Below are 20,434 nucleotides of genomic sequence, written 5' to 3'. Positions count from 1 at the left end.
GGGCAATGATCCTTGTGTTCGGTTCACTCAATGTCGACCTGGTCGCCAGGGTGCCGGTCATTCCCGGTCCCGGCCGGACCGTGCTGGCCCCATCCTATCAAATCCACTTCGGCGGAAAGGGAGCCAACCAGGCGGTCGCCGCCGCACGGATCGCCGGCGCTGGACAGGTCCGCATGGCGGGCCGACTGGGACAGGACGTATTTGGCGAGGAGGCGCTCAAGAACCTCTCCAGCAACGGCATCGACACCAGCCAGATCGCCAGGGTCGATGAGCCGACGGGCTGCGCGTTCATCGCCGTCGATGCGAGCGGAGAAAACGCGATCACGGTAGCGAGTGGCGCCAACAATACGGCCTGCGCCGCAGATATCTCGGACGCACTCTTTAACGCCGACACCGTTCTGGTGCTGCAGATGGAGGTGCCGTACTCCGGGTCGCTTCGCGTTGCGCGCAAGGCCAAATCTGCCCATGGCAAAGTTGTCTGGAATCTGGCTCCGGTCCCGGATCAGATGACAGGCACGATGATCCGCGATCTGCTCGAAGCGACAGACTATCTCATCGTAAACGAGCACGAGGCGCTCGACGTTGCCGCCGCGCTCGACGCAGGCGTGACGGATTTCGAGGCCGCCTGCAACTGGCTGGCCAGATCGGGCGGGTTGACTTGCGTGGTGACGGCCGGAGCACAGGGAGCTCTGGCCGTGACTGCCGACGATACGCGGTTCCGCACGCCGTCCCCGAGCATCAGACCGGTCGACACGACAGGCGCCGGCGATACGTTTGTCGGTGCCTTTGCTTCCATGATTGGCGAAAAATCGTCGCTAAAGAAGGCGTTGGAAGTGGGATGCGAGGCCGCGGCCTTGAGTTGCCTGAAGGCCGGCGCGCAGCATGGCATGCCGATGCGAGACGCGTTACGCGGGGTGCCGCCGAGGGATCCAACGACAGTTCCTCGAACATAGCGCCTGCGGTCGAATGCGTTGATTTGACGGTGGTAAAGTGATGGCTGACATTCCGCTTCGTTCAATGCCTGCGCCGCGCATGTGACGGGCGTTCAAAGCGCAGTCATCGTAACTCACACCTGCGCGGCAAATCGGTCGATCAGCCATTGCGTTGCAGGACCTGGCGGCGTTTGGATTCGCCAAATCGCCTGCAGCGGATACAGCGCATCCTTCACGCCCTGGATATCCAGCTCGATGAGTCGTCCTGCCTCCAGGTCGCCGCGGACCATGAATTCCGGCATCAAGCCCCAACCGATCGCGGCCAATAGCAAGGCATGCTTCACGCCGAGATCTGCCAGCCGCCATGTCTTGCTACTGACGACACCGAAATCCTGGCCTTGTGTCAGTGGCGAACGGTCGGTCAGAACAAGCTGGATGTGCTCGCGCAACTCACCAGGCGAATGTCGTCGCGAGCGCGCCAGCGGATGAGACGGCGATGCGACCGGGATTAGCCTGACGTTTCCGATCTGCTGTCTGTCCATGTCATCGGGAAGCGGATGCATGGCGCAGTTGATTCCAAGCCGTGCGGTGCCGTCTGCCAGGAGCTGGGTCACCGCACCAAGCGCTTCCGCATGCACCCGCAATTGAACTGTCGGATACGCAATTTGGAAGGCTTGCAGAGCGTCGACCAGGCGGGCCGTTGGGAGCATCACGTCAGCGACCAGCGAGACCTCCGCTTCCTCGCCTTCGCGGAGGCTCGCGGCCTTGGCGCGCATCTTCTCCACGCCCTGAAGAACCGACCGTGCGTGGGCGAGCAGCGCGCGTCCGGCTTCGGTGAGTTCTGGCTTCTTTGTCCCCGCGCGGTCGAATACGGCGATTCCGAGCTGCTCCTCGAGATTGTCGATCCCGTAGGCGATCGCCGAGGTGGCACGGTTCAGGCGCCGCCCGGCCGCGGCGAAGCTGCCGCACTCCGCGACTACGGAGAGAATCTGGAGCTGATCGATTGTGGGAATACCGACCTTCATTTCTAAAATCCTGAATAGTCTTCTCTAGATTATCCGCATTTTCTGAAATGTGGAAGGGGGCTATCGCTCGCTTTAGTTGAAACGAGGTTGCCCATGAATACCCTCACACTCCCGCGCGAGCGCAACGTCGCGACGCGCCATGCCGCCTTCCATACCGTTGAAGGAGATGGATTCGAGGTTCGTCGCGCCATTCCATCGTCCGCCTTTGAGGCCATTGGCCCCTTCATCTTCCTTGATCATTTCGGGCCGATCGAGGTGCGGCCGGGCGAAGCCAAGGGCGCCTCGGCTCACCCTCACGCCGGTATCGAGACCCTGACCCTGCTCCTCGAAGGGCTGTCGGTGCACAAGGACAGCCTCGGCAATGTCAGCGCGATGGGGCCAGGCGAGGTGCAATGGATGCGCGCCGGCCGCGGTGTGATCCACGATGAATCGCCGGACGAGATCCTGGTGCGCACGGGCGGCCGCGTGCACGGGGTGCAGCTGTGGATCAACATGCCGAAAGGCGGAAAGCACGCTGATCCCGCCTATCGGCACGTGAAGGCCGACGAGATTCCGCTGTTGCCGCATGACGACGGAACGGTGCGCCTCATTGCAGGGCAGGTCGGCAACGTCGCCGGCCCCGTCTGGACTTCCGGCAGTCCCTTCGTGGTTCACGCCAGCCTGATGTCCGGCGGCACCCTGCGCATTGACGCGTCGCGTGCTCGTGAACTTGCACTCTATGTCATGACGGGCAAGATCGCCATTGCCGATGAGACTGTCGAGCCGGGGCAGCTCGCCCGCCTTACGTCCGGGGACACGCTGCAAGTAGCAGTGCGGGAGAACAGTGAGCTGCTGCTGGTCGGCGGCGATTCGCTCGATGCGCCCATCGTCCGTCACGGCCCCTTCGTCATGAACACCATTGCCGAACTCGAACGCGCGGTTCGCGACTATCACGCGGGCCGGATGGGACAAATCTGACATGCCCCATCGCACTCATCTTTACCGTCGCAACAAGTCGTCAATCCACCCAACTCAAACAAGGAGTCCTTCGATGTCCACGCCTGCTTACCTGCCTGCGCTGGGTCGCCTGCTGATCGCGCTCATCTTCGTCTTGTCGGGTCTGTCGAAAATCGCTGCTCCCGCCAACGCGATCGCTTATATCCAATCTGCCGGGGCGCCATTTGCTCCGGCCGCTTTCGCCGTCGCGGTTATCGTCGAGGTGACCGGCGGGCTCGCTCTGCTGGTTGGCTTTCAGACCCGCCTCGTCGCTGCAGCCCTGGCAATCTTCACGTTGGCCGCGGCCGTGCTGTTCCACAACAACATGGCCGACCAGAACCAGATGATCCACTTCATGAAAAACCTCGCGATCACCGGAGGTCTTCTGCAGGTGATCGCGTTCGGCGCCGGCGCGTTCAGCCTGGACAACAGGCGCAAGTCCGCTTCCGTCGCGGCGTAAGCGGTCTGATTGAAGTAAGAGCGGCGAGACACATCTCGTCGCGGTTTGGCACGGGTTTCGCGGTCGCCGCAAACGGAGCTTCAAATGCCATTTCCGATCACCGAACATGTCGTGAAGACGAGTCGTCATACGACGGCTTATCTTGCGTGCGGCGCTGCCGACGCGCCGATGATCAATTTCCTGCATGGATGGCCCGAACTGTCGATTAGTTGGCGTCACCAGTTGCCAATATTCGCCGAGCTGGGGTTCCGTTGCGTGGCGCCAGATATGCGTGGATACGGCAGGTCAAGCGTCTATCGGCGGCATGCGGATTACGCGGTCGAAAATAGTGTGCGCGACATGGTCGAACTCCTGGATTCGCTTGGACGCGAGAAGGCTGTGTGGGTGGGGCATGACTGGGGAAGCCCGGTGGTTTGGGACATTGCCAGTCACCATCCAGACCGGTGCCACGGCGTTGCCAACCTATGCGTACCCTATTTGCCCAAGGGCTTCGCGCCGGAAAACTTGCTTCCGCTTGTTGATCGGACGCTCTATCCGGAGAACGAGTTTCCGGCAGGTCAGTGGGAATACAAACTATTCTATCAAGAGAACTTCTCGGCAGCCTGTGCCGCGCTCGAAGCCAACCCACGAGACACCGTGAAAGCGCTGTTCCGCAAGGGTGATCCCGCGGCTCGAGGCAAGCCGGCCCGCACCGCGCTGATACGTAAGCATGGTGGGTGGTTTGGTGGCGCGGGTAGAGCCCCAGACGTGCCTATCGATTGCGATGTGCTAACTGAAGCGGACCTTGCCGCATACACGGCAGCATTGGAGCGGAACGGTTTCTTCGGTCCGGCCTCTTGGTACATGAATCACGATAGGAACATTGCTTACTCGGCAAAGGCGATCAACGGCGGTCGGCTCGACATGCCCGTGCTTTTCCTTCATGCGGCCAACGACGTGACCTGCGACACGACGGGCTCCCGCCTCGCCGAGCCGATGCGTGAATACTGTGCGGACCTGACTGAGGTCGTGGTCCAATCGGGACACTGGATGGCGCAGGAATGCCCCGTCGCAGTGAATGCGGCATTGGCGAAGTGGCTTGGAATGAAGTTGGCCGACGTCTGGGCGTCATGACGGGCAGCGGCCGACGTTGGCTGGATTGGGGGTTTGATCGCGATGACCGCTGATTCCGCCAGGTGGGCTCACTGCCGCGCCAATCGACATTTGCGGCTATTCTTGTTCTCGCGCCAATTCCGGAAGCACGCGGTAGCGGGCGATCTCATGCGGGAAATCGCCGCGGTTGGCGAGCAGAACAATGCCGGCTTTGCGTGCCGGCACGAGGCCGACATAGGCTGTCGTGTTGTTGAGTCCGCCCGGCTTGTCGACAACGACCACGTCGTTCAAATGAATAGTTTCCCAGGACATCGCCTGGCCGAACTTTTCGTCCACACGAAATGCCTCACGCTGCGTCATCTGCAATGCCTGTCGCAATTGCGGATCGATCGCTGCGCCATCGATAAAGGCAGCAAGCAAGGTGGCGAGATCGCGCGCCGAGGAGAACATCTGACCCGTGCCGGGGAAATCGAAATAGCTCTGCTGGTTTCCCGGTGCGCCAATCGCCATGCCCGTATCCGAGTAACCCTGCACGACACGTTTCAACAGCTCCGGAGCCAGGATGGCGCGGTTGTCCGGTCCGCGCTCGGGGAGGAATGTCTGGTTCATGCCGAGCGGCTTCAGGATGCGCGCTTCGATCAGCTCTCCGATCGGCCGACCGTAGCGACGTTCGAGCACCAGTTGCAGCAGCACATAGCCTGCATGTGTATAGATGCGCTGCTTGCCCGGTTGCTCGCCTGCTCGCGGCGTCCATGCGTTGAGCATGTCCAGGAATTGCTGCCGCGTAAACGAATCGTTCGGCCATGGCGGGTGGTCGGTCGGCAGCAGGAGGCCTGACGTGTGCGTTGCCAGTTCACCGATCGTTACGCGCTTGATGTAGTCGCCGCGCAACTCGGGGAGATAATTGCTCACTGGATCGTCCAGACGCAGTTCGCCATGCAGCGTACCCAGCGCGACCAGGATGGCGTCAAACGGTTTTCGCACCGACGCCAGGTTGAACAACGTGTCTGACGTGATTGGCCGATCTGTCGATCCGTCGGCGACGCCGTAGTTGAAAAATTGGGTGTGGCCCGCCGCGTAGACCGCCACAGCGAGACCGCCCGGTTTGCCGACGGTTTCCGGAGCCAGCTCGGCCGTTACGATGTGCTGAACCTTGGCATCCATACCGATATCCGCAGCCGACCCGCGCGCCAGTGCGAGCAGCAGGGCTGGAAAAATCATCAGGCCGATCGCTCGACGATGCCGCCACCAGTGCGAAGAACGTGTCACCATACCGAGCCATCGTCAGATTGAAGCCGAGTGATGCTCTTACGCGCGCGAAACGGCGCTTATCGGGAAGCGCCGTCAACTTGCCGTGAAGCCGTCGAATTCCGCCGACTTGCGAGCTGCGAACGCTCGACGCAGGCAAGGCGCGAACTTCGAACCCGGCACTGCCGCAGGCGCAAGGCAGGACATTCCAAACATCGACCGTGCCTTGCGCGGGGGCTCTATGAGATCGCCATGATCTCAAGCTCTTGCCCGGCTGTGCCGACGACATCCCCAACGGCCTTGCCCATCAGCGACCTTGCCACCGGGGACACGAAGGAAATGGAACCGGCCTTGGGGTCCGCTTCGTCCTCTCCCACGATTTGATATTTCTGCACGCGTCCGTCGTCGCGCCGGAAGGTCACGGTGCTGCCAAAAACAACAGTGTCCGTTGACGCAGGGTTGGCGATGACCTGAGCGGTCCGAACTCTCGCCGCAAAGTAGCGCACATCCCGCAACGGGGTCGCGGCTTGCCGCCGCCGCTCATTGATGTCTTCGATCTTCTGCGCCGTCTCGTAGGCCTCGCGAGCCTGGTGGAGCTGAAGTTCCAGCGCCTTCAAGCCGGCTTCCGTAACCAGGTTCGGATGAGGCGAAATCGGGCGGTCGGGCAGCAGAGTTTCCGACGCCGTTTCGGCACTGTCTTCCTTGGTAAAGGCAACGCTCAATCCTGGATCCCTTCCGAGTGAGAGATAATGGGAAATGCAAGGCCAATGACAAGAACACGGACTGGCCAAGGGAATTGTAGCACAACATGCAGCGGCTTTTGCGGATCACATATCGCGGAGCGATAGGAACCATTTGATGGCTACAGGCGCGCGGCGCCACGCGGGTTGGCCGGCGTTCCCTGAGACGGTCAGAAACCCGCCGCAATCTCGGCGAGGCGGCGATGTGCATTCTGCTGCGCGGCACGGGCCGGTTCGGCCGGGCCGGCGGTGGGGCCGATCGGCACGAAGCGCACGTTGCTGATACCGATGAAGCGGAGCGCCTCGCGCAAATAAGGCGTCGCCATGTCGATGCGCCCGCGGTTCATGCCGGTCACGAAGTCGCTGCCGCTGGCCAGGATCACGATGGTCGGCCGGTCCTTGAGCAGGGGCTGGTAGCCTTGCGCCGGATCAAAGCGAAATGTCAGTCCGGGCTGCGTGATCACGTCGATCCAGTGTTTCAGCTTGTACGGAACGCCGAAATTCCACATCGGGGTTGAGATCAGCACGCGATCGGCAAGCGCCAGGCGAACGGCAATGCGTTCGGTAACCGCAAAGGCATCGCGCTGCGAGTCGGTGAAGGCGCGTCCGCCGAGGCGGGCATATTTGGCTTCCAGGACATAGCCTTCGAATTCAGGCAAATAGTCCTTCCAGAGGTTCATCACGTCGATGTCCCAGTCCGGCCGCGCCTGGCGGAAACGATCAAGAAAGACACGCGCGCCGGCACTCGATTCGGAATCGGCGCGCGGCGAACAGGAGAGATGAAACAGTTTCGGCAACGTCCTGCTTTCAGCCCAGCGCCTTGATCACGGCGTCGGCGTTGGTCACGACCGCAACGTTCCGCATCGCGAAATTGACCGAGGCGTGGTGCCATTCGGCGTTCATCGTCGAACAGCAATCCTCCGGCACGATCATGAAGTAACCCTTGTCGGCGCCGGTGCGCGCGGTGTGCTCGATCGACATGTTGGTCCACGCGCCGGCATTGATGATCATGTCGCGCCCGGTCGCCTTGAGGATGGTTTCCAGCCGGGTGCCTTCCCAGGCGCTCATGCGCATCTTTTCGACGACGAAGTCGCCGGCGCGCGGCTCCAGCCCCGAAACCGGGGCGGCCCCCCAGCTGCCGCGCACCATGGCCTTGCTGTCGACAAGCCCCTCGAACAGCGGCGCGTTGAGCGTGACGCCGGGCGCGCCTGCTTCAACGATGAACCAGACATGGATGATGACGACGCCGCGCGAGCGGGCGATCTCCGCCAGGCGGCGGACATTGTCGACCACACGCTGCTCGCGGGCGTGGGCGGGCGCGCCGGAATCCGCGAACGCGCCGCCGTCCATAATGACGTCGTTCTGCAGGTCCTGAAGGATCATCGCACAGCGCCGCGGATCAAGCTGCATGTCGCCGTCAGCCAGATGGGGCGCGGCCGCCGTGCTGCCGGCGTCGCCGCGCTTGCCGCTCATGTAGGGTTCGTGGCGCGGCCCGACCTTGGTCGGGATCGCATACACCGAATGGGTCGCCGTCAGATAGAGCGTCCGGAACTCGGGGCCGCCCCAGGTGAGATTGGCGACCAGCTCGGGAAGGCGGACCTTGCCGAGCAGTTCGCCGGCCGGTGAATAGACCCAGACGCCGCCGGGCGCCGTCACCCAGACGTTGCCGCGCTGGTCGCATTTCATCCCGTCGGGCAATCCGGGTTCGAGTTCCGAACGGATCCCGCCGGCAAATGTGCGCGGATTGGAAAGTGAGCCGTCGGCCTCGACGTCGAAGGCGCGGATCAGGGCCTGCACCGTGTCGTTGACGTAGAACACCCGCTCATCCGGGGAAAAGCACAATCCGTTCGGCTGCTCGAACAGATGACGATCGACCAGGAGTTTCGCCGCGCCGCCGCCGGGCGGAACGCGATAGACGCCCTGGAAGCCGAGCTGGCGCGGACGCTCGACGCCGAACACCGGCATGCGCCCATACCAGGGATCGCTGAAGTAGATCGCGCCGCTGGAGTGGACGCAGACGTCGTTCGGGCTGTTGAGCTCCTGGTTGTCGAAATGAGAGGCGAGCACCTCGCGGCGACCGTCGGGCCGTTCGCGAATGAGCGAGGACGTGGCATGCTCGCAGACGATCAGGTTAAGCTCCGCGTCGTAGGTCATGCCGTTGCATTTGTTCGAAGGACGCTTGACCTCGGTTACGCCGCGCCTGCTATCCCAGCGCCGGCGCACGTCGGCGGGCATGTCGGAAAACAGCAGATAGTGATCCACAGGGTGCCAGATCGGTCCTTCGGTGAATTCGAAGCCGGTTCCGGTCTGGCCGACCGGCGCGTAGGGATCGATCAGGTCCTCGAATTCCGATCGCAACGTGACATGCGTCATCGGTTGTATGTCCTTGGGTTACGCCGGGAACCAGTTGCGCTGCGGCAGGCTTTGCACGACCGGGCCGGGTACCTGGTCATGCAGCCGCCCGACCACGGTGCCGCCTTCGATCTTGGCCGGCCTGTCGTGAACCGGCAGCAGATAGCGTGAGCTGCTCAGGAGCTTCTTGATCGCGGCCTTTTCCGCCCGCTTGCTGGTGCCGTGGTTGCCGGTGGTGCGCGGCTCGGCGTCCTGGATTTCGTGGAACGGCGTCACGATCTGGTCGTTGAAATCGTAGATCACGTCGCCGCAGATCGTCGCGATGCCGTCAGCGGTGTGAACGTGGATGTTCATCGAGCCTTCGGTATGGGCGTTGGCGGCATCGCAATAGACGCCCGGCATCAGTTCGACCGGCCCGGTGAGTTCGAGATCCAGAAAGCGCAGCGCGCTCTTGGTGTGCAGGCGGTCGATCAGATGCTTGATGTCAGGCGCCGGATACTGCGGATGCATCAAGCCGGAGACGGAATACTCCAGCTCCTTACGGTTGAGGACGACTGTCGTATTCATCGGGAATAGGTCATCCTTGCCGGCGTGGTCGATATGAAGGTGCGTGTGGCAGACAAAGCGCACGTCGCCCATGCGAACGCCATGCCGCGCCAGCTGGTTCTCGATCATGTTCTCGTGGAATTGCAGGCCACGCATGCCCAGCGTTTCCATGATCTGGTTGGAGCGATAGCCGGTGTCGACCACGACGGGATAGGGGCCGCCGACAATCAGGAAGCCGAGCGTGAGGACGCGGCGGGTGCGGCCGCAGTCGCGCCCGAGCACGAGAAAACTCGATTCCAGCTCGATATCGCCATAGTCGAGTATCTTGATTTCCAACGGCATCTATTCCTCCGATTCCCGGTTCATCCCTGTTCTGATCATCGCGCCGGCGGCTGGTCCTGCTCACGGTCCAAGCCGGTAAACGCGCTTGGCGGTGCCTGCGAAAATGGCGTCACGCTGTTCGGGGCGAAGACGCGCCGTCGCGCTGCGGTAGGCATCGACGAGGTCGCGATAGCTGGTCCAGAGCTTTTCGATCGGAAAATTGGAGCCGAACAGGCACCGCTCGGCCCCGAAGATCGCGACCGTGTCTTCCAGGACTGCGGCGATGTGCGCGGCATCGTTGCGGTGGATGAAGGTGCCCAGCCCGGAAAGCTTGGCGACCACGTTCGGGCAACGCGCCAGCCGCGCCATGCCGGCGCGCCAGGCGGCGCGGCCTTCCGGCGAAGGGTCTTCCAGCATCCCCGCGTGCTGCAGCACGAAAGTCACCTTGGGGCAGGATTCGGCCAGCGCCGCTGCCTCCGCCATTTGCGGGGCGAACACCTGGAGGTCAAAACTCCAGTTGTAGTCGGCAAGCCGTCCGACATTGCGCCGGATCGCGGGGTCGGCGCAGAGGTCAGGACGCGCCGCGAAACGATAGAGCGGGTTCTCGTGCCAGTGCAACTGCATGCGTGCGCCGCGCACCAGCGGATAGCGCGCAAGGCGGTCAAGCTGCGGGCGAACATCGTCCACGCTGAAATCGGCATAGGCGACCAACGCGTGCGGCCAGCCGTGTTCATTTGCCGTCTGCTGCACCCAGGCCGCCTCACGCTCGAATTGATCATTGGGCCAGTTGGTCTGCACGTAGACCGAACGAAGGACGCCTGTGCCTGCGAGGTCGTCGAGATATTCGCGAATCGGATAGTCGCGGCGGATCGGTTCATACGGGCCGAAGATGCGGGGCTGCATCGGGCCGGATAACCAGGCCAGATCCGCCTGACGCCAGATATGATGATGGGCGTCGACAATGCCGATCATGCGGCCCTCCTGCTTCCCAGCGACAGCAGATGCGAGACCACCGCCGCACTCGAGCCGCCGCCGACGAGATCGTCGACGAAACGCCGGATCGCGATCAGCGCCTCGGTTTGCGGCTGGAATCCGCCCGCCATTGCCAGCGGCGTCAGCCAGCTGACGCGCCAGGCACGGCGCGACAATTTTGCAACCGCGTCGCGCAAGGCGGCGGGATCGCCGCGCTCCAGGCCATCGGAGATGACCACGACCGCGGCGCCGCGTGCGTAGCTGCCGAACCGCGGCACGGCCAGGAATGCCTGCAGCGCGTCGCCGATCCGCGTGCCGCCATCCCAGTCGCTGACCAGATGGGCGGCCGCGCTCAGCGCCTGTTCGCGGCGCTTCAATCGCAGCGAGCGCGTTACGCGCGTGAGGCGGGTGCCGAAGGTAAATACCTCGACATTGCGCGCTGCCTGCGAGAGCGCATGGGCGAGCTTCATGTTCTCTTCGGTGCGCGCCTTCATCGAGCCGGACACGTCGATCAGCAGCAGGATCCGGCGCGGCCGCGGGCGGCGCCGCAAACGTCCCAGCCGCAGCACTTCGCCGTCATTGCGCACGCTGTCGCGCAGGGTGCGGCGCAAATCGGCGAACGGTCCACGCCGCGCCCGCCGGCGCCGATGACCGCGCCGCCGCGGCAGGCGCGCCGCCGCCTCGCGCGACAGCCGGCGCAGCGCGTCGATGTTCGTATCTCGCCCAAAGCGGCGCTCGACCAGGGCTTCCGCGCGCGCCGCGGCCAGGCCGGATTCGTTGGCCTCTTCGGCGAGCGGCGGCTCGTCCTCGCCGCGTCCTTCCTCCTGCAGGCGGACGATCTCTTCGTCTTCGCCTTCCGCCGGCTCGATCGCTTCGCTGCCGCGGAAGTGGAGGTCGAACAGCCGGTGATAGGTCGCGTGCCGCTCCGGAGGAGGCGCAAGCGTCGCCAGCCCGGCCTTGCGGATGTGTTGCAGGCTGCGCGGCCCGAGCAGTTCGATGGCGGCCAGGAAGGCCGTGGTCTGCTCCGGCGCGACGGCAAATCCATTGGCGCGCAGCAGGGCGACAAAGGAGATGAAGCCACGGATGGCGCGGGGAGGGGTAAGTTCGCCGCTCACGCCGCCGCCTCCGCAATCAGCGCATCCAACCGGGGCGCGATGAAGTGAAGATCCTCCTCGTCCTTGAGGGCGACGCCAATCGATCGCTTGAACGCGTCCGGCCAGCGCGCGCCGCCCTGGTGCAGCAGTGTCGCCGCTTCCGCCCAGTCGACCGCCTCGGCGACCCCGGGGGCCTTGCTGAGCGGCTCCCGCCGCAGCTTGCCGACGGCGGCGACGACCGCGCGCGCGGTCGACTCGGCGACGCTGGAGGCCCGCATCATGACGATACGCGCTTCGCGCTCCTCGGTCGGATAGTCGATCCAGTGATAGACGCAGCGGCGCCGCAGCGCCTCGTGCAGGTCGCGCGTCCGGTTCGATGTCAGAACGACGACCGGATGTTCGGTGGCGCGCAGCGTGCCGCGCTCGGGAATCGAAATCTGGAAGTCGGAGAGGAATTCGAGCAGGAAGGCCTCGAACTCCTGGTCGGCGCGGTCGATCTCGTCGATCAGCAGCACCGTCGAATCCGGTGCGCGCAGCGCCGCGAGCATCGGCCGTTCGATCAGGAAGGCCTCGCCGTAGATATCGATGCTCTCTTCGCCCGCCTGGCGGATCGCCAGCATCTGGCGCGGATAGTTCCACTCGTAGAGCGCGGCTGACGCGTCGATGCCCTCATAGCATTGCAGCCGGATCAGCTTGCGGCCGAGCACGGCGGCAATCGCCTTGGCGGCTTCGGTTTTGCCGACGCCGGGCGCGCCCTCCAGCAATAGCGGCTTGCCGAGCGCGAGCGCTAGATAGGCCGCGGTCGCGATCGCGTCGTCCGCAAGATAATAGGCCGCCCGCAGCGCTTTCTCGAGCGCCTCCGGGCTGTCGATACCGACGATGCTGCTGCGAACCGGCATGCGTCCTGCCTCAGCGCCGGGCCTGCGGCCGCGCGCCGCCCTGGGCCTTGATGGCCCGGAGGACCTTTTCGGGCGTGATCGGCAACTCGTCGATCCGCACGCCGACGGCGTTGAAGATCGCATTCGCCACCGCCGGCAGCACCGGGTTGGCGCACATTTCGCCCGGCCCCTTGGCGCCGAACGGGCCATCGGCGGCTGGCCGTTCCAGCACCGCGATGTCGTGCGGGCAGATGTCGCCGGGGCCCGGCATCAGATACTCGACGAAGTCGCGCGGTCCGTGGCTGGGGTCCGGATAATAAGGCTCCGGCGTTTCATAGAGCGCGTGACTGATCCCCATCCACGCGCCGCCGACCAGTTGCTGCTCGACCAAGCGTGGATTGAGCGCGCGGCCGAGTTCGTAGGCGCTGTCCATCCGGACCATGGCGACCTCGCCGGTCTCGTCGTCGACTTCGACCTCGGCCACCAGGCAGGCATGGGCATAGCAGGTCGCCGGCGACATCTCGCCGGTCTCGGGATCGACATTGGAGAGCGGCACCAGGAAGATGCCACGTCCGGCGATCGTCTTGCCTTGCTTGAACTGGGCGGCGATCGCGACGTCCTTGGTCGAGATCGAGCGGTTCGGAGCGCCCTTGACGTGGATATTGCCGCGGCCGTCGGTTTCGAGATCGGCCGCGTTGACTTCCAGTTCCTCCGCGGCCGCCTCCATCATCACGCCGCGCGCTTCCCTGGCTGCGGCCATGACGGCGTTGCCGACCCGGTGCGTGCCGCGCGAGGCAAACGATCCCATGCAGTGCGGCCCGGTGTCGGAATCGGCGGTGTCGACGTAGACGTCCTCGACCGGTACGCCGAGCGTCTCCGCGCAGATTTGCCGGGTCACCGATTTCATCCCCTGGCCGAGATCGATCGATGACAGCGCCACCGTGAACTTGCCGCTGGGGTTGGAATGGACCAGTGCCTGGCTGGGGTCGCCGCCGAGATTCATGCCGATGGGGTAGTTGATCGACGCGATGCCGCGTCCACGATGCGTTGTCATGGTCAGCGCCTCCTGGTGCCGAAGACGGAAGAGAAGCGGGTGGCACCGTGCGAGGGCGCCTGCGGCCGGGGAGGAGAGGGCGGCTGCGTTGACGGCGGACTTGGGAGCGGCGGCTCACGAGAGACGGCCGGCGCGCGATCGTATGTCGTGCGCTGCTGCGACGCCGCGACCGGGGTTGCGTGCGGTTCACGCGGCGTCGGCGGAACCGTAGCGCGGCTGCCACCGCCATCCTTGCGCGATGACATGCGCTTGAACTCCTCGCCGATCGGCCACTTGGCCTTTTCCGCGGCGACCTGGACGCATTCGATCAAAGCGGTGTTCTTGGCCTCGCGCCGGTGCGCCTTCATATCGCCGTCGCGGTAGGCGTTGAGGATGCGGAACTCCATCGGATCCATGCCAACGAGATGCGCGAGCTTGTCCATCTGGCACTCGATCGCAAAGTCCATGGCGGTGACACCGAAGCCACGCATGGCGGTTGCCGGCGTGCGGTTGGTGAACACGCAATAGACGTCGCCGTAGACGTTGGGGATCGTGTAGGGACCGGGCAGATGCGCCGCGCATTTGACGGCGGCATAGCTCGACAGCCTCGTATAGGCACCGCTGTCGAAATAGGCGCGGATCTTGCGCGCGACGATGCGTCCGTCGCGCATCACGCCATCCCTGATGTAGATGCGTTCGGCGCCTCGCGGCGGACCATACTGCATCTCCTCCTCGCGCCCGAACGAATAGCGTACCGGGCGTCCGGTCAGCATGGCGCCGAGGATGCACAGCGGCTCGGTGAGCGTATCCACCTTGCCGCCGAAGCCGCCGCCGACCGTGCCGCCGATGAAATGGAAGGTGTTGGATGGCACATCGAGGATCTTGGCGCAGGTGTCGAGCGAAAAGAACAGCGCCTGCGTCGAGGTATAGACGATGTAGCGTCCATTGGTGTCGGGAGCTGCGATCGAGCCGTTGGTTTCGGTGGGCGCATGCTCGATCGGCGACATCTGGTAGCGCTGCTCCAGCACATGATCGGCTTCGGCCAGGCCGCGGTCGGCGTCGCCGAAGCGCAGTTTCTGGTGATCGTAGACGTCGTGATAGATGAACGCGTTCTTTGGATAGGTTTCGTTGACCACGGGCGCGTTCGGTTTCAGCGCGTCCTCGACGTCGAACACCGCCGGCAGCGCCTCGTAGTCGATCCGCACCTTCGCCATCGCCTCATAGGCCTCGCGGGGACTGTCCGCGACGATTGCGACGATCGGTTCGCCCTTGTAGCGCACCTTGTCGACCGCCAGCGACGGCTCGTCGTCCTTGCCGAAATTGATCAGGCTGAGCAGGGTATTGAGGTTGCGCGGCACATCGGCGCCGCGGATCACCCGGCGCACGCCCGGCGAATGTTCCGCCTCTGACGTGTCGATGCGACGCAGGCGCGCGTGGGAATGCGTGCTGCGGACCACCTTCAGGTGCAGCATGCCCTGCAGCTTGTGGTCGTCGAAATAGGGCGAGGTGCCCGTGACATGCCCGAGCATGTCCTGCCGCTGCGTTCCCTTGCCGATTTCCTTCAGATTGTCGTCGCGCTCGTCGGCGAAGATGTCCTTGCGCAGTTCCAGCATGGCAAAATCCTTCAGGCGCGAACCCGGCCGCCCGAGGCGGCCGCGAGCACGGCGTTGATGATGGGCTCATAGCCGGTGCAGCGGCAGATATTCCCGGAGATCGCCTCGACAACGTCGGCATGGCTCGGCGAGGGGTTGCGGTCGAGCAATGCCTTGGCCGCCATCAGCATGCCCGGCGTGCAATAGCCGCACTGCGCGGCGAAATTATCGGCAAAGGCGCGCTGCAGCGGATGCAGGTTGGGCCCGTCCTTGATCCCGTCAAGCGTTTCGACCGAGTGTCCGGCGACGGTCTCGGCCAGCGTGAGGCAGGAGAGATGCAGTTCGCCGTCGATCAGCACGCTGCAAGCGCCGCAGCCGCCCTGGCCACAGCCGAACTTCGGCGTCATGTCGCCGATCAGTTCGCGCAGCGCGACCAGGAGATTGGTGCCGCCGTCGACGAAGATCGCGACATCGCGGCCGTTATGGCGGAATTGCAGGGCGGTCTTGGCCATGTCGATTCTATTCCCTTGCCTATTCCTTGCCCGACAACAAACGTCGCAGGTGAACGCCGACGATCTCGCGCCGGTACCAGGCGCTGGCGAGCGCGTTATCGCCGGGGGACGTGCCTTCGACGACCGCCGCCGCCGCGGCGTCGATCGTTGATGCATCGAGCGCGCGTCCTTCCAGCGCGCGTTCGGCCGCGCGGGCACGAATTTGCGTCGGCGCCATCGAGCCGAGCGCAATGCGGGCGCCGACGATGCGGCCGCTGCTGACAGGCAGGTGCGCGGCCAGCGTGATCACCGAGCCGCCTTTCGGCTTGATACGGGCGATCTTGCGGTAGCGGAACGCCTCGGCGCTGCCGGGTTTCTGGCACGAGATCGCGAGCACGAGGCCGCCGGCCTGCCGCTCGCGTGACTGCAGGAATTCCTCGATCGGCAGGTCGCGGCTGCCGAGGCCGCCTTGCACGGAAACCATGGCGTCGAGCGCGAGCAGGGCCACTGTGAAGTCGCCATAGGGACTGGGCGCAAACAAATTGCCGCCCACGGTGCCCATGTTGCGCACCGCCGGTCCGCCGATCGAGCGGGCGGCGCCGTGCAGGAAGGCAAGATCGCGCTCGGCCAGGATGCGCGTAAAGGTGATGCCAGCGCCGATCGTGACCCGCGGTCCCGCCGCGTCGATCCGCGTTAGCGCCAGGTCGTTCGCGCGCACGACGGTGGTGATCGAGATGTCACCCTCGTTCAGCGCGCGCATCACCAGCGTGCCGCCGCCAAGGTAGCGCGCGCTGCGATCGGCCGACAATGCCGACGCCGCCTCGCTGGAATTCGCGAATGTCCTTACCGTGACAGGCATCGGTTCTCCTCCGCGCTCATGCGGCCTCCTTCAGGTGGTGGCGGACGGCCTCGAATCCCGCCTGGTAGATCTGCTCTGCGACCATTTGCGTGATGCCCTCGCGGTCTTCGGGCCGCGTGGTGAAGCGCGATTCCCATTGCCAGAAGGTGCGGTCGCCGTCGGTGACGGGAAGCAGGCGGACATGCGCCACGTAGTTGAACATCGGGATCGGCGTATCGAGCAGGCAATAGCTGAAGGTCTGCTCGAGGTCCGACAGCGCCAGCAACTGCTCGCGCAATTCCGAGCCGTCCTTGAGCTTGAAACGGCGGACGCAGCCGATCTTGTCGGCGGCCTGGGCACGCTCGATGGCGCTGGTCGCAACCGCCGGATGCCAGCGGTCGTGCCCGTTGAAATCGCGCAGCACATTCCACACCGCGCCGGTCGGTGCGTCGACGATGGTGCTTTTGACAATATGCGGCACGCTAGCCTCCAAAAGCGCGTTTCAGCGCGTCGAAGCCGCCCTGGAACACGCCGCCGCCGATATTGTTGATGAGTTCGGTCTCGCGCTCCGGTGCGCAGTCGAACTCAGCGGTCCATTCGGCGAAGGTCTGGTCGCCATCGGTGACCGGCGTCAGGCGCAGCGTGGCAACGTAGTTCTCCACCCCCATCGGCGATTCCAGGATGGAGTAGGTGCAGAACATGTCGTAGTCGGACAATCCCAGCAGCTTTTCGCGGATGCGATCCCCGTTGCGCAGGCGAAAGTCGCGCACGCAACCGATCTTGTCGGCGGGCTCGCCGCCCTCGATGCGGCTTTCCGCGATCGCGGGATGCCAGTTCGGCAGCCCGTTGAAGTCGCGCACGCGCGCCCAGACACGGTCATTGCGAGCATTGACGACGGTTGAGATATAAACCCTTGCCATGGAACGCGCTCACTCCTTCTTGCGCGGTGTGCGCTCGGCCCGCGGCTCACCGGCCGGTGGACTTGCCGCTGGCGTGGCCGGCTTGCCGTCCCCGCCGCTCCGCGTCGTTGCTTCCCGGATGCCTTGCATGTCGCGCGCCTCGCGCATCAGGCCGGGCATCCTGGCAAGGCTGCCGCCCTCAACGCCGATGTCGGCGAGGAGCGAGTCGATCAGCGGGGCCTGCACGCGGTAGCGCAACGCCGAATCGATCACCTCGTCGGTGGCGCTGCGGCCGCTGCCCCCGCCATTGCCGCCGCCATTGAGGCCATCCACCTGAAGGATGCGGATGCCCTCGATCTTTTCCATCGGCTTGACGCTTTCGCGCACGATGCCCTCGATCCGGTCGAGCAGCTTGCGGCGGAACAGCGAGTAGCGCGCCTGGTCGGTGAGCACGTTCTCCGCCTCGTTGAGCAGGCGTTGCGCCTCGGCCTCGACCGCGGCGCGGACGCGCTCCGCTTCGGCGCCGATCCGAGTCTCTTCGGCGTTCTTCTCGGCGAGCAATATCTCGACGGTCTTGCGCCGCTTGGCGACCTCGCTTTCCCGCGCGGTCACGACGCGCTCGGCAGCTTCGGTCGCGTGCACCCGCGCATTTTCTGCCGCCGCCTTGGCCGCCGATTCTTCCAGCGATTTCTGGTGAAGGCTGATCGCCTTCTCCATCAGCGTCGTCTCGACGTCCTTTTCGCGGTTGATTTCAAGCTTGCGCAGCTCGCGTTCGCGGCCGATCCGGGCCTCATCGAGGCCGCGGTCCGAGGCGATACGGGCACGCTCCACTTCTTCGCGCGAGGCGATCTCGGCCTCCTGCAGCGACTGGACACGGGCGACCTCGAGTTGCTCGATCGCGCGACGGCGCTCGATCCGCGCCGCCTCCAGCGCCTGCTCACGCGAGACGTCCGTGGTGTCGACTTCCTTGCGCGCGACGATCTCGGCCTGCTTGACCTGCCGGTCGGCGTCGATCCGCTCCGATCGCTTGGCGGCAAGGGCGATCACGCGCTCCTCGTCGGCGATCTCGATCGCCTTCTTCTGGTCGATACTGAGCACTTCGCGGGTCCTGGAGGAGGCGATGCGCTCGCTCTCGAGTGCAAGTTCGACGTCGATGCGTTGTCGCTCGATCGCATCGCGGCGCTTCAACTCTGCCGCCTCGATCGCCTCGGTGCGGTCGATCTCCAGCCCGCGGGTCTCCTTCTCGGCGCGGATGCGCTGGGCGGCAACGGTCTTCTCCTGCGCAATCCGGGCCGCTTCGATGGCTTCGCGGGCCGCAATGTCGGCTTCCTCGAGGACCTGGTTGCGCGTGATCTCGAGCGCCCGAACGCGCTCTTCCTGGGCGATCCGGGAGGCTTCGGTGGCCTCGCGCGCGGCGATGCCGGCGATCTCGACGGCCTGATTGCGTTCGATCTCGAGCTTGCGCGTGGCGTGTTCGGCGCCGATGCGTTCGGCCGCCAGCATCCGCTCGCGGGCGATCCGCGCGGCCTCGACCGCCTTCTGCGCCTCGATTTCGGCTTCCTGGATCGTGCGCACCTGCTGGATTTCGAGCGCGCGCGTGCGCTCATCGGAGCTGATGCGTTCGACGTTGACGGTCATGGTTTGCGCGATGCGCGCCTTCTCGGTTGCCTCGCGCGCCGCGATCTCGGCTTCATCGATTGCCCGGGTGCGTTCGATCTCGCGCCGGCGGGTATCCTCCTCGTTGGCGATGCGTGCATCGGTCACGGCGCGGTCCTGCAATATGCGCGCTTTCTCGATGGCTTCGCGTGCCGCGATCTCGGCTTCCTCCACCGTCCGCATGCGCTCGATCTCGTGCTGGCGCACCTCGCGTTCCGATGCGATGCGTGCGGTATCGACCGCGCGCTGGTTGGCGATCCGCGCCTTTTCGATCTCCTCGCGGGCCTCGAGCTCCTTTTCTTCGACCGCGCGCGTGCGCTCTATCTCTCTGTGCCTGGTCTCGCGCTCGGACGAGATGCGTGCCTCGGCGATGGACTGCTCGTTGGCAATCCGCGCCTTCTCGATGGTCTCGCGCGCGGTGATCTGGGCCTGCTCGGCCTCGGTCTCGCGCAAGGCGCGCTCGCGCGCCACTTCGGTGCGCTGCAGGGCCCGGCGCATCTCGATGTCACGCTCCTGCTCGAGGCGCGCGGTCTCGCTCTCGCGTTCGATATCGAGCGCCTGCCGTTCGGCTTCGAGGTTTCGGGTGCGGATCCTGATCATCGAGTCCTGCTCGATGTCGTTGCGCAGCTTGCGCCTGGCCTCGATGTCCTCCATCAGGCGGGTCAGGCCTTCGGCGTCGAAGCGGTTCGAGGGATTGAAGTGTTCGAGGTCGGTCTGGTCGAGGTCCGTGATGGCGACGGATTCGAGCTCGAGCCCGTTCTGCGCCAGCGCCTCGGCGGCGGCGGCCTTGACGCGCGCGACGTATTCTCCGCGCTGCTCGTGCATCTGTTCCATCGTCATTTCCGAGGCGACGGAGCGGATCGCCGAGACGAACTTGCCGGAAAGCAGCGCATGGAGCCGCTCGGGCTCCAGGGTGCGGCGTCCGAGCGTTGACGCGGCGATCGAAACGGCCTCTGCGGTAGCCTGGACGCGGACGTAGAAGTCGGCCTCGATGTCGACACGCATCCGGTCGCGGGTGATGACGGCATCCTGCCGGGCGCGAACAACGCCCATCGGCAACACGTTCATGTTGACCGGCGTGAAATCGTGAATGAAGGGCAGCACGAAGGCGCCGCCGTTGATCACGACGCGCTCGCCGAGAAAGCCGGTACGGACGAAGGAGGTTTCCTTCGATGAGCGATGGTAGAGCCAGTTCACGATGTAGACGGCAATGACGACCGCGACGATCGCCACGATGAGCCAGAGGATCAATTCACCGACCAGATTCCCCGACATCTTTTTCCTCCCTTG

Annotated in this window: 20 protein-coding genes; 4 read left to right on the top strand and 16 right to left on the bottom strand. The window is 64.7% G+C overall.

Annotation, left to right across the window (positions count from 1 at the left end):
* Positions 1-5: 5 nt before the first annotated feature.
* Positions 6-953 carry a ribokinase gene (locus ACSQ84_RS33170; RefSeq protein WP_436215957.1) on the top strand — a complete coding sequence of 316 codons (948 nt, stop codon included), beginning with the start codon at positions 6-8 and terminating at the stop codon, positions 951-953.
* A 113-nt stretch (positions 954-1,066) separates the two neighbouring features.
* On the opposite strand, the gene ACSQ84_RS33165 is transcribed toward ACSQ84_RS33170, so the two are convergent.
* A complete protein-coding gene (locus ACSQ84_RS33165) occupies positions 1,067-1,957 on the bottom strand; it encodes a LysR family transcriptional regulator (protein WP_436215956.1) in 891 nt (296 codons plus the stop codon).
* Between the two features lie 93 nt (positions 1,958-2,050).
* On the opposite strand from ACSQ84_RS33165, the gene ACSQ84_RS33160 reads away from it, so the two are divergent.
* From ACSQ84_RS33160 to ACSQ84_RS33150, 3 genes are all read left to right on the top strand, one after another.
* Positions 2,051-2,914: a pirin family protein gene (locus ACSQ84_RS33160; protein ID WP_436215955.1), complete on the top strand. Its 864-nt coding sequence runs from the start codon at positions 2,051-2,053 to the stop codon at positions 2,912-2,914.
* A gap of 73 nt (positions 2,915-2,987) precedes the next feature.
* Complete coding sequence (locus ACSQ84_RS33155; protein WP_436215954.1) at positions 2,988-3,392, top strand: DoxX family protein; 405 nt, start codon at positions 2,988-2,990, stop codon at positions 3,390-3,392.
* 84 nt (positions 3,393-3,476) lie between these two features.
* Positions 3,477-4,505 carry an alpha/beta fold hydrolase gene (locus ACSQ84_RS33150; RefSeq protein ID WP_436215953.1) on the top strand — a complete coding sequence of 343 codons (1,029 nt, stop codon included), beginning with the start codon at positions 3,477-3,479 and terminating at the stop codon, positions 4,503-4,505.
* Between the two features lie 96 nt (positions 4,506-4,601).
* Here the strand turns inward: ACSQ84_RS33150 and ACSQ84_RS33145 are convergent, their stop codons facing one another.
* From ACSQ84_RS33145 to ACSQ84_RS33075, 15 genes are all read right to left on the bottom strand, one after another.
* The gene (locus tag ACSQ84_RS33145) at positions 4,602-5,705 is read right to left on the bottom strand and encodes a serine hydrolase (protein ID WP_436215952.1); all 1,104 of its coding nucleotides are present in this window, start codon (positions 5,703-5,705) and stop codon (positions 4,602-4,604) included.
* A 266-nt stretch (positions 5,706-5,971) separates the two neighbouring features.
* The gene (greA, locus tag ACSQ84_RS33140) at positions 5,972-6,454 is read right to left on the bottom strand and encodes a transcription elongation factor GreA (RefSeq protein ID WP_436215951.1); all 483 of its coding nucleotides are present in this window, start codon (positions 6,452-6,454) and stop codon (positions 5,972-5,974) included.
* Between the two features lie 188 nt (positions 6,455-6,642).
* On the bottom strand, positions 6,643-7,269 hold the full coding sequence (locus tag ACSQ84_RS33135) for an FMN-dependent NADH-azoreductase (RefSeq protein ID WP_436215950.1): 627 nt from the start codon (positions 7,267-7,269) through the stop codon (positions 6,643-6,645).
* A 10-nt stretch (positions 7,270-7,279) separates the two neighbouring features.
* The gene (locus tag ACSQ84_RS33130; protein WP_436215949.1) at positions 7,280-8,845 is read right to left on the bottom strand and encodes an isochorismatase family protein; all 1,566 of its coding nucleotides are present in this window, start codon (positions 8,843-8,845) and stop codon (positions 7,280-7,282) included.
* A gap of 18 nt (positions 8,846-8,863) precedes the next feature.
* Positions 8,864-9,712: an MBL fold metallo-hydrolase gene (locus ACSQ84_RS33125; protein WP_436215948.1), complete on the bottom strand. Its 849-nt coding sequence runs from the start codon at positions 9,710-9,712 to the stop codon at positions 8,864-8,866.
* Positions 9,713-9,772: 60 nt separating this feature from the next.
* The gene (locus ACSQ84_RS33120) at positions 9,773-10,663 is read right to left on the bottom strand and encodes an amidohydrolase family protein (RefSeq protein WP_436215947.1); all 891 of its coding nucleotides are present in this window, start codon (positions 10,661-10,663) and stop codon (positions 9,773-9,775) included.
* Positions 10,660-11,778 (bottom strand): VWA domain-containing protein, encoded by a 1,119-nt coding sequence (locus ACSQ84_RS33115; RefSeq protein ID WP_436215946.1) that lies wholly within the window; start codon positions 11,776-11,778, stop codon positions 10,660-10,662. Before ACSQ84_RS33115 ends, ACSQ84_RS33120 begins: the two co-directional genes overlap by 4 nt.
* Entirely contained in the window at positions 11,775-12,656 is an 882-nt protein-coding gene (locus tag ACSQ84_RS33110; protein ID WP_436215945.1) for an AAA family ATPase, read from the bottom strand. Before ACSQ84_RS33110 ends, ACSQ84_RS33115 begins: the two co-directional genes overlap by 4 nt.
* Before the next feature lie 10 nt (positions 12,657-12,666).
* The gene (locus ACSQ84_RS33105; RefSeq protein WP_436215944.1) at positions 12,667-13,689 is read right to left on the bottom strand and encodes a xanthine dehydrogenase family protein molybdopterin-binding subunit; all 1,023 of its coding nucleotides are present in this window, start codon (positions 13,687-13,689) and stop codon (positions 12,667-12,669) included.
* Between the two features lie 2 nt (positions 13,690-13,691).
* The gene (locus ACSQ84_RS33100) at positions 13,692-15,281 is read right to left on the bottom strand and encodes a xanthine dehydrogenase family protein molybdopterin-binding subunit (protein WP_436215943.1); all 1,590 of its coding nucleotides are present in this window, start codon (positions 15,279-15,281) and stop codon (positions 13,692-13,694) included.
* 11 nt (positions 15,282-15,292) lie between these two features.
* Complete coding sequence (locus tag ACSQ84_RS33095) at positions 15,293-15,772, bottom strand: (2Fe-2S)-binding protein (protein ID WP_436215942.1); 480 nt, start codon at positions 15,770-15,772, stop codon at positions 15,293-15,295.
* 19 nt (positions 15,773-15,791) lie between these two features.
* The gene (locus ACSQ84_RS33090; protein ID WP_436215941.1) at positions 15,792-16,610 is read right to left on the bottom strand and encodes an FAD binding domain-containing protein; all 819 of its coding nucleotides are present in this window, start codon (positions 16,608-16,610) and stop codon (positions 15,792-15,794) included.
* A gap of 16 nt (positions 16,611-16,626) precedes the next feature.
* Positions 16,627-17,070: an SRPBCC family protein gene (locus tag ACSQ84_RS33085; protein ID WP_436215940.1), complete on the bottom strand. Its 444-nt coding sequence runs from the start codon at positions 17,068-17,070 to the stop codon at positions 16,627-16,629.
* Position 17,071: 1 nt separating this feature from the next.
* Positions 17,072-17,509 (bottom strand): SRPBCC family protein, encoded by a 438-nt coding sequence (locus ACSQ84_RS33080; RefSeq protein WP_436215939.1) that lies wholly within the window; start codon positions 17,507-17,509, stop codon positions 17,072-17,074.
* A gap of 9 nt (positions 17,510-17,518) precedes the next feature.
* Positions 17,519-20,419, bottom strand: a complete 2,901-nt coding sequence (locus ACSQ84_RS33075; protein ID WP_436215938.1) for a flotillin domain-containing protein — start codon at positions 20,417-20,419, stop codon at positions 17,519-17,521.
* Positions 20,420-20,434: the final 15 nt, after the last annotated feature.

This window comes from Bradyrhizobium sp. LjRoot220 (genome assembly GCF_964252915.1).
Classification (GTDB): Bacteria; Pseudomonadota; Alphaproteobacteria; order Rhizobiales; family Xanthobacteraceae; genus Bradyrhizobium.
Note: the sequence above shows the minus strand (reverse complement) of the source record. Positions and strands in the feature narration are given on the sequence as shown.

Coding starts and splice junctions, on each gene's coding strand:
- ACSQ84_RS33160 (WP_436215955.1), top strand. CDS start 2,051: ATGAATACCCTCACACTCCCGCGCGAGCGCAACGTCGCGACGCGCCAT.
- ACSQ84_RS33105 (WP_436215944.1), bottom strand. CDS start 13,689: ATGACAACGCATCGTGGACGCGGCATCGCGTCGATCAACTACCCCATC.
- ACSQ84_RS33080 (WP_436215939.1), bottom strand. CDS start 17,509: ATGGCAAGGGTTTATATCTCAACCGTCGTCAATGCTCGCAATGACCGT.
- ACSQ84_RS33075 (WP_436215938.1), bottom strand. CDS start 20,419: ATGTCGGGGAATCTGGTCGGTGAATTGATCCTCTGGCTCATCGTGGCG.
- ACSQ84_RS33130 (WP_436215949.1), bottom strand. CDS start 8,845: ATGACGCATGTCACGTTGCGATCGGAATTCGAGGACCTGATCGATCCC.
- ACSQ84_RS33170 (WP_436215957.1), top strand. CDS start 6: ATGATCCTTGTGTTCGGTTCACTCAATGTCGACCTGGTCGCCAGGGTG.
- ACSQ84_RS33145 (WP_436215952.1), bottom strand. CDS start 5,705: ATGATTTTTCCAGCCCTGCTGCTCGCACTGGCGCGCGGGTCGGCTGCG.
- ACSQ84_RS33125 (WP_436215948.1), bottom strand. CDS start 9,712: ATGCCGTTGGAAATCAAGATACTCGACTATGGCGATATCGAGCTGGAA.
- ACSQ84_RS33150 (WP_436215953.1), top strand. CDS start 3,477: ATGCCATTTCCGATCACCGAACATGTCGTGAAGACGAGTCGTCATACG.
- ACSQ84_RS33110 (WP_436215945.1), bottom strand. CDS start 12,656: ATGCCGGTTCGCAGCAGCATCGTCGGTATCGACAGCCCGGAGGCGCTC.
- ACSQ84_RS33165 (WP_436215956.1), bottom strand. CDS start 1,957: ATGAAGGTCGGTATTCCCACAATCGATCAGCTCCAGATTCTCTCCGTA.
- ACSQ84_RS33095 (WP_436215942.1), bottom strand. CDS start 15,772: ATGGCCAAGACCGCCCTGCAATTCCGCCATAACGGCCGCGATGTCGCG.
- ACSQ84_RS33100 (WP_436215943.1), bottom strand. CDS start 15,281: ATGCTGGAACTGCGCAAGGACATCTTCGCCGACGAGCGCGACGACAAT.
- ACSQ84_RS33090 (WP_436215941.1), bottom strand. CDS start 16,610: ATGCCTGTCACGGTAAGGACATTCGCGAATTCCAGCGAGGCGGCGTCG.
- ACSQ84_RS33155 (WP_436215954.1), top strand. CDS start 2,988: ATGTCCACGCCTGCTTACCTGCCTGCGCTGGGTCGCCTGCTGATCGCG.
- ACSQ84_RS33120 (WP_436215947.1), bottom strand. CDS start 10,663: ATGATCGGCATTGTCGACGCCCATCATCATATCTGGCGTCAGGCGGAT.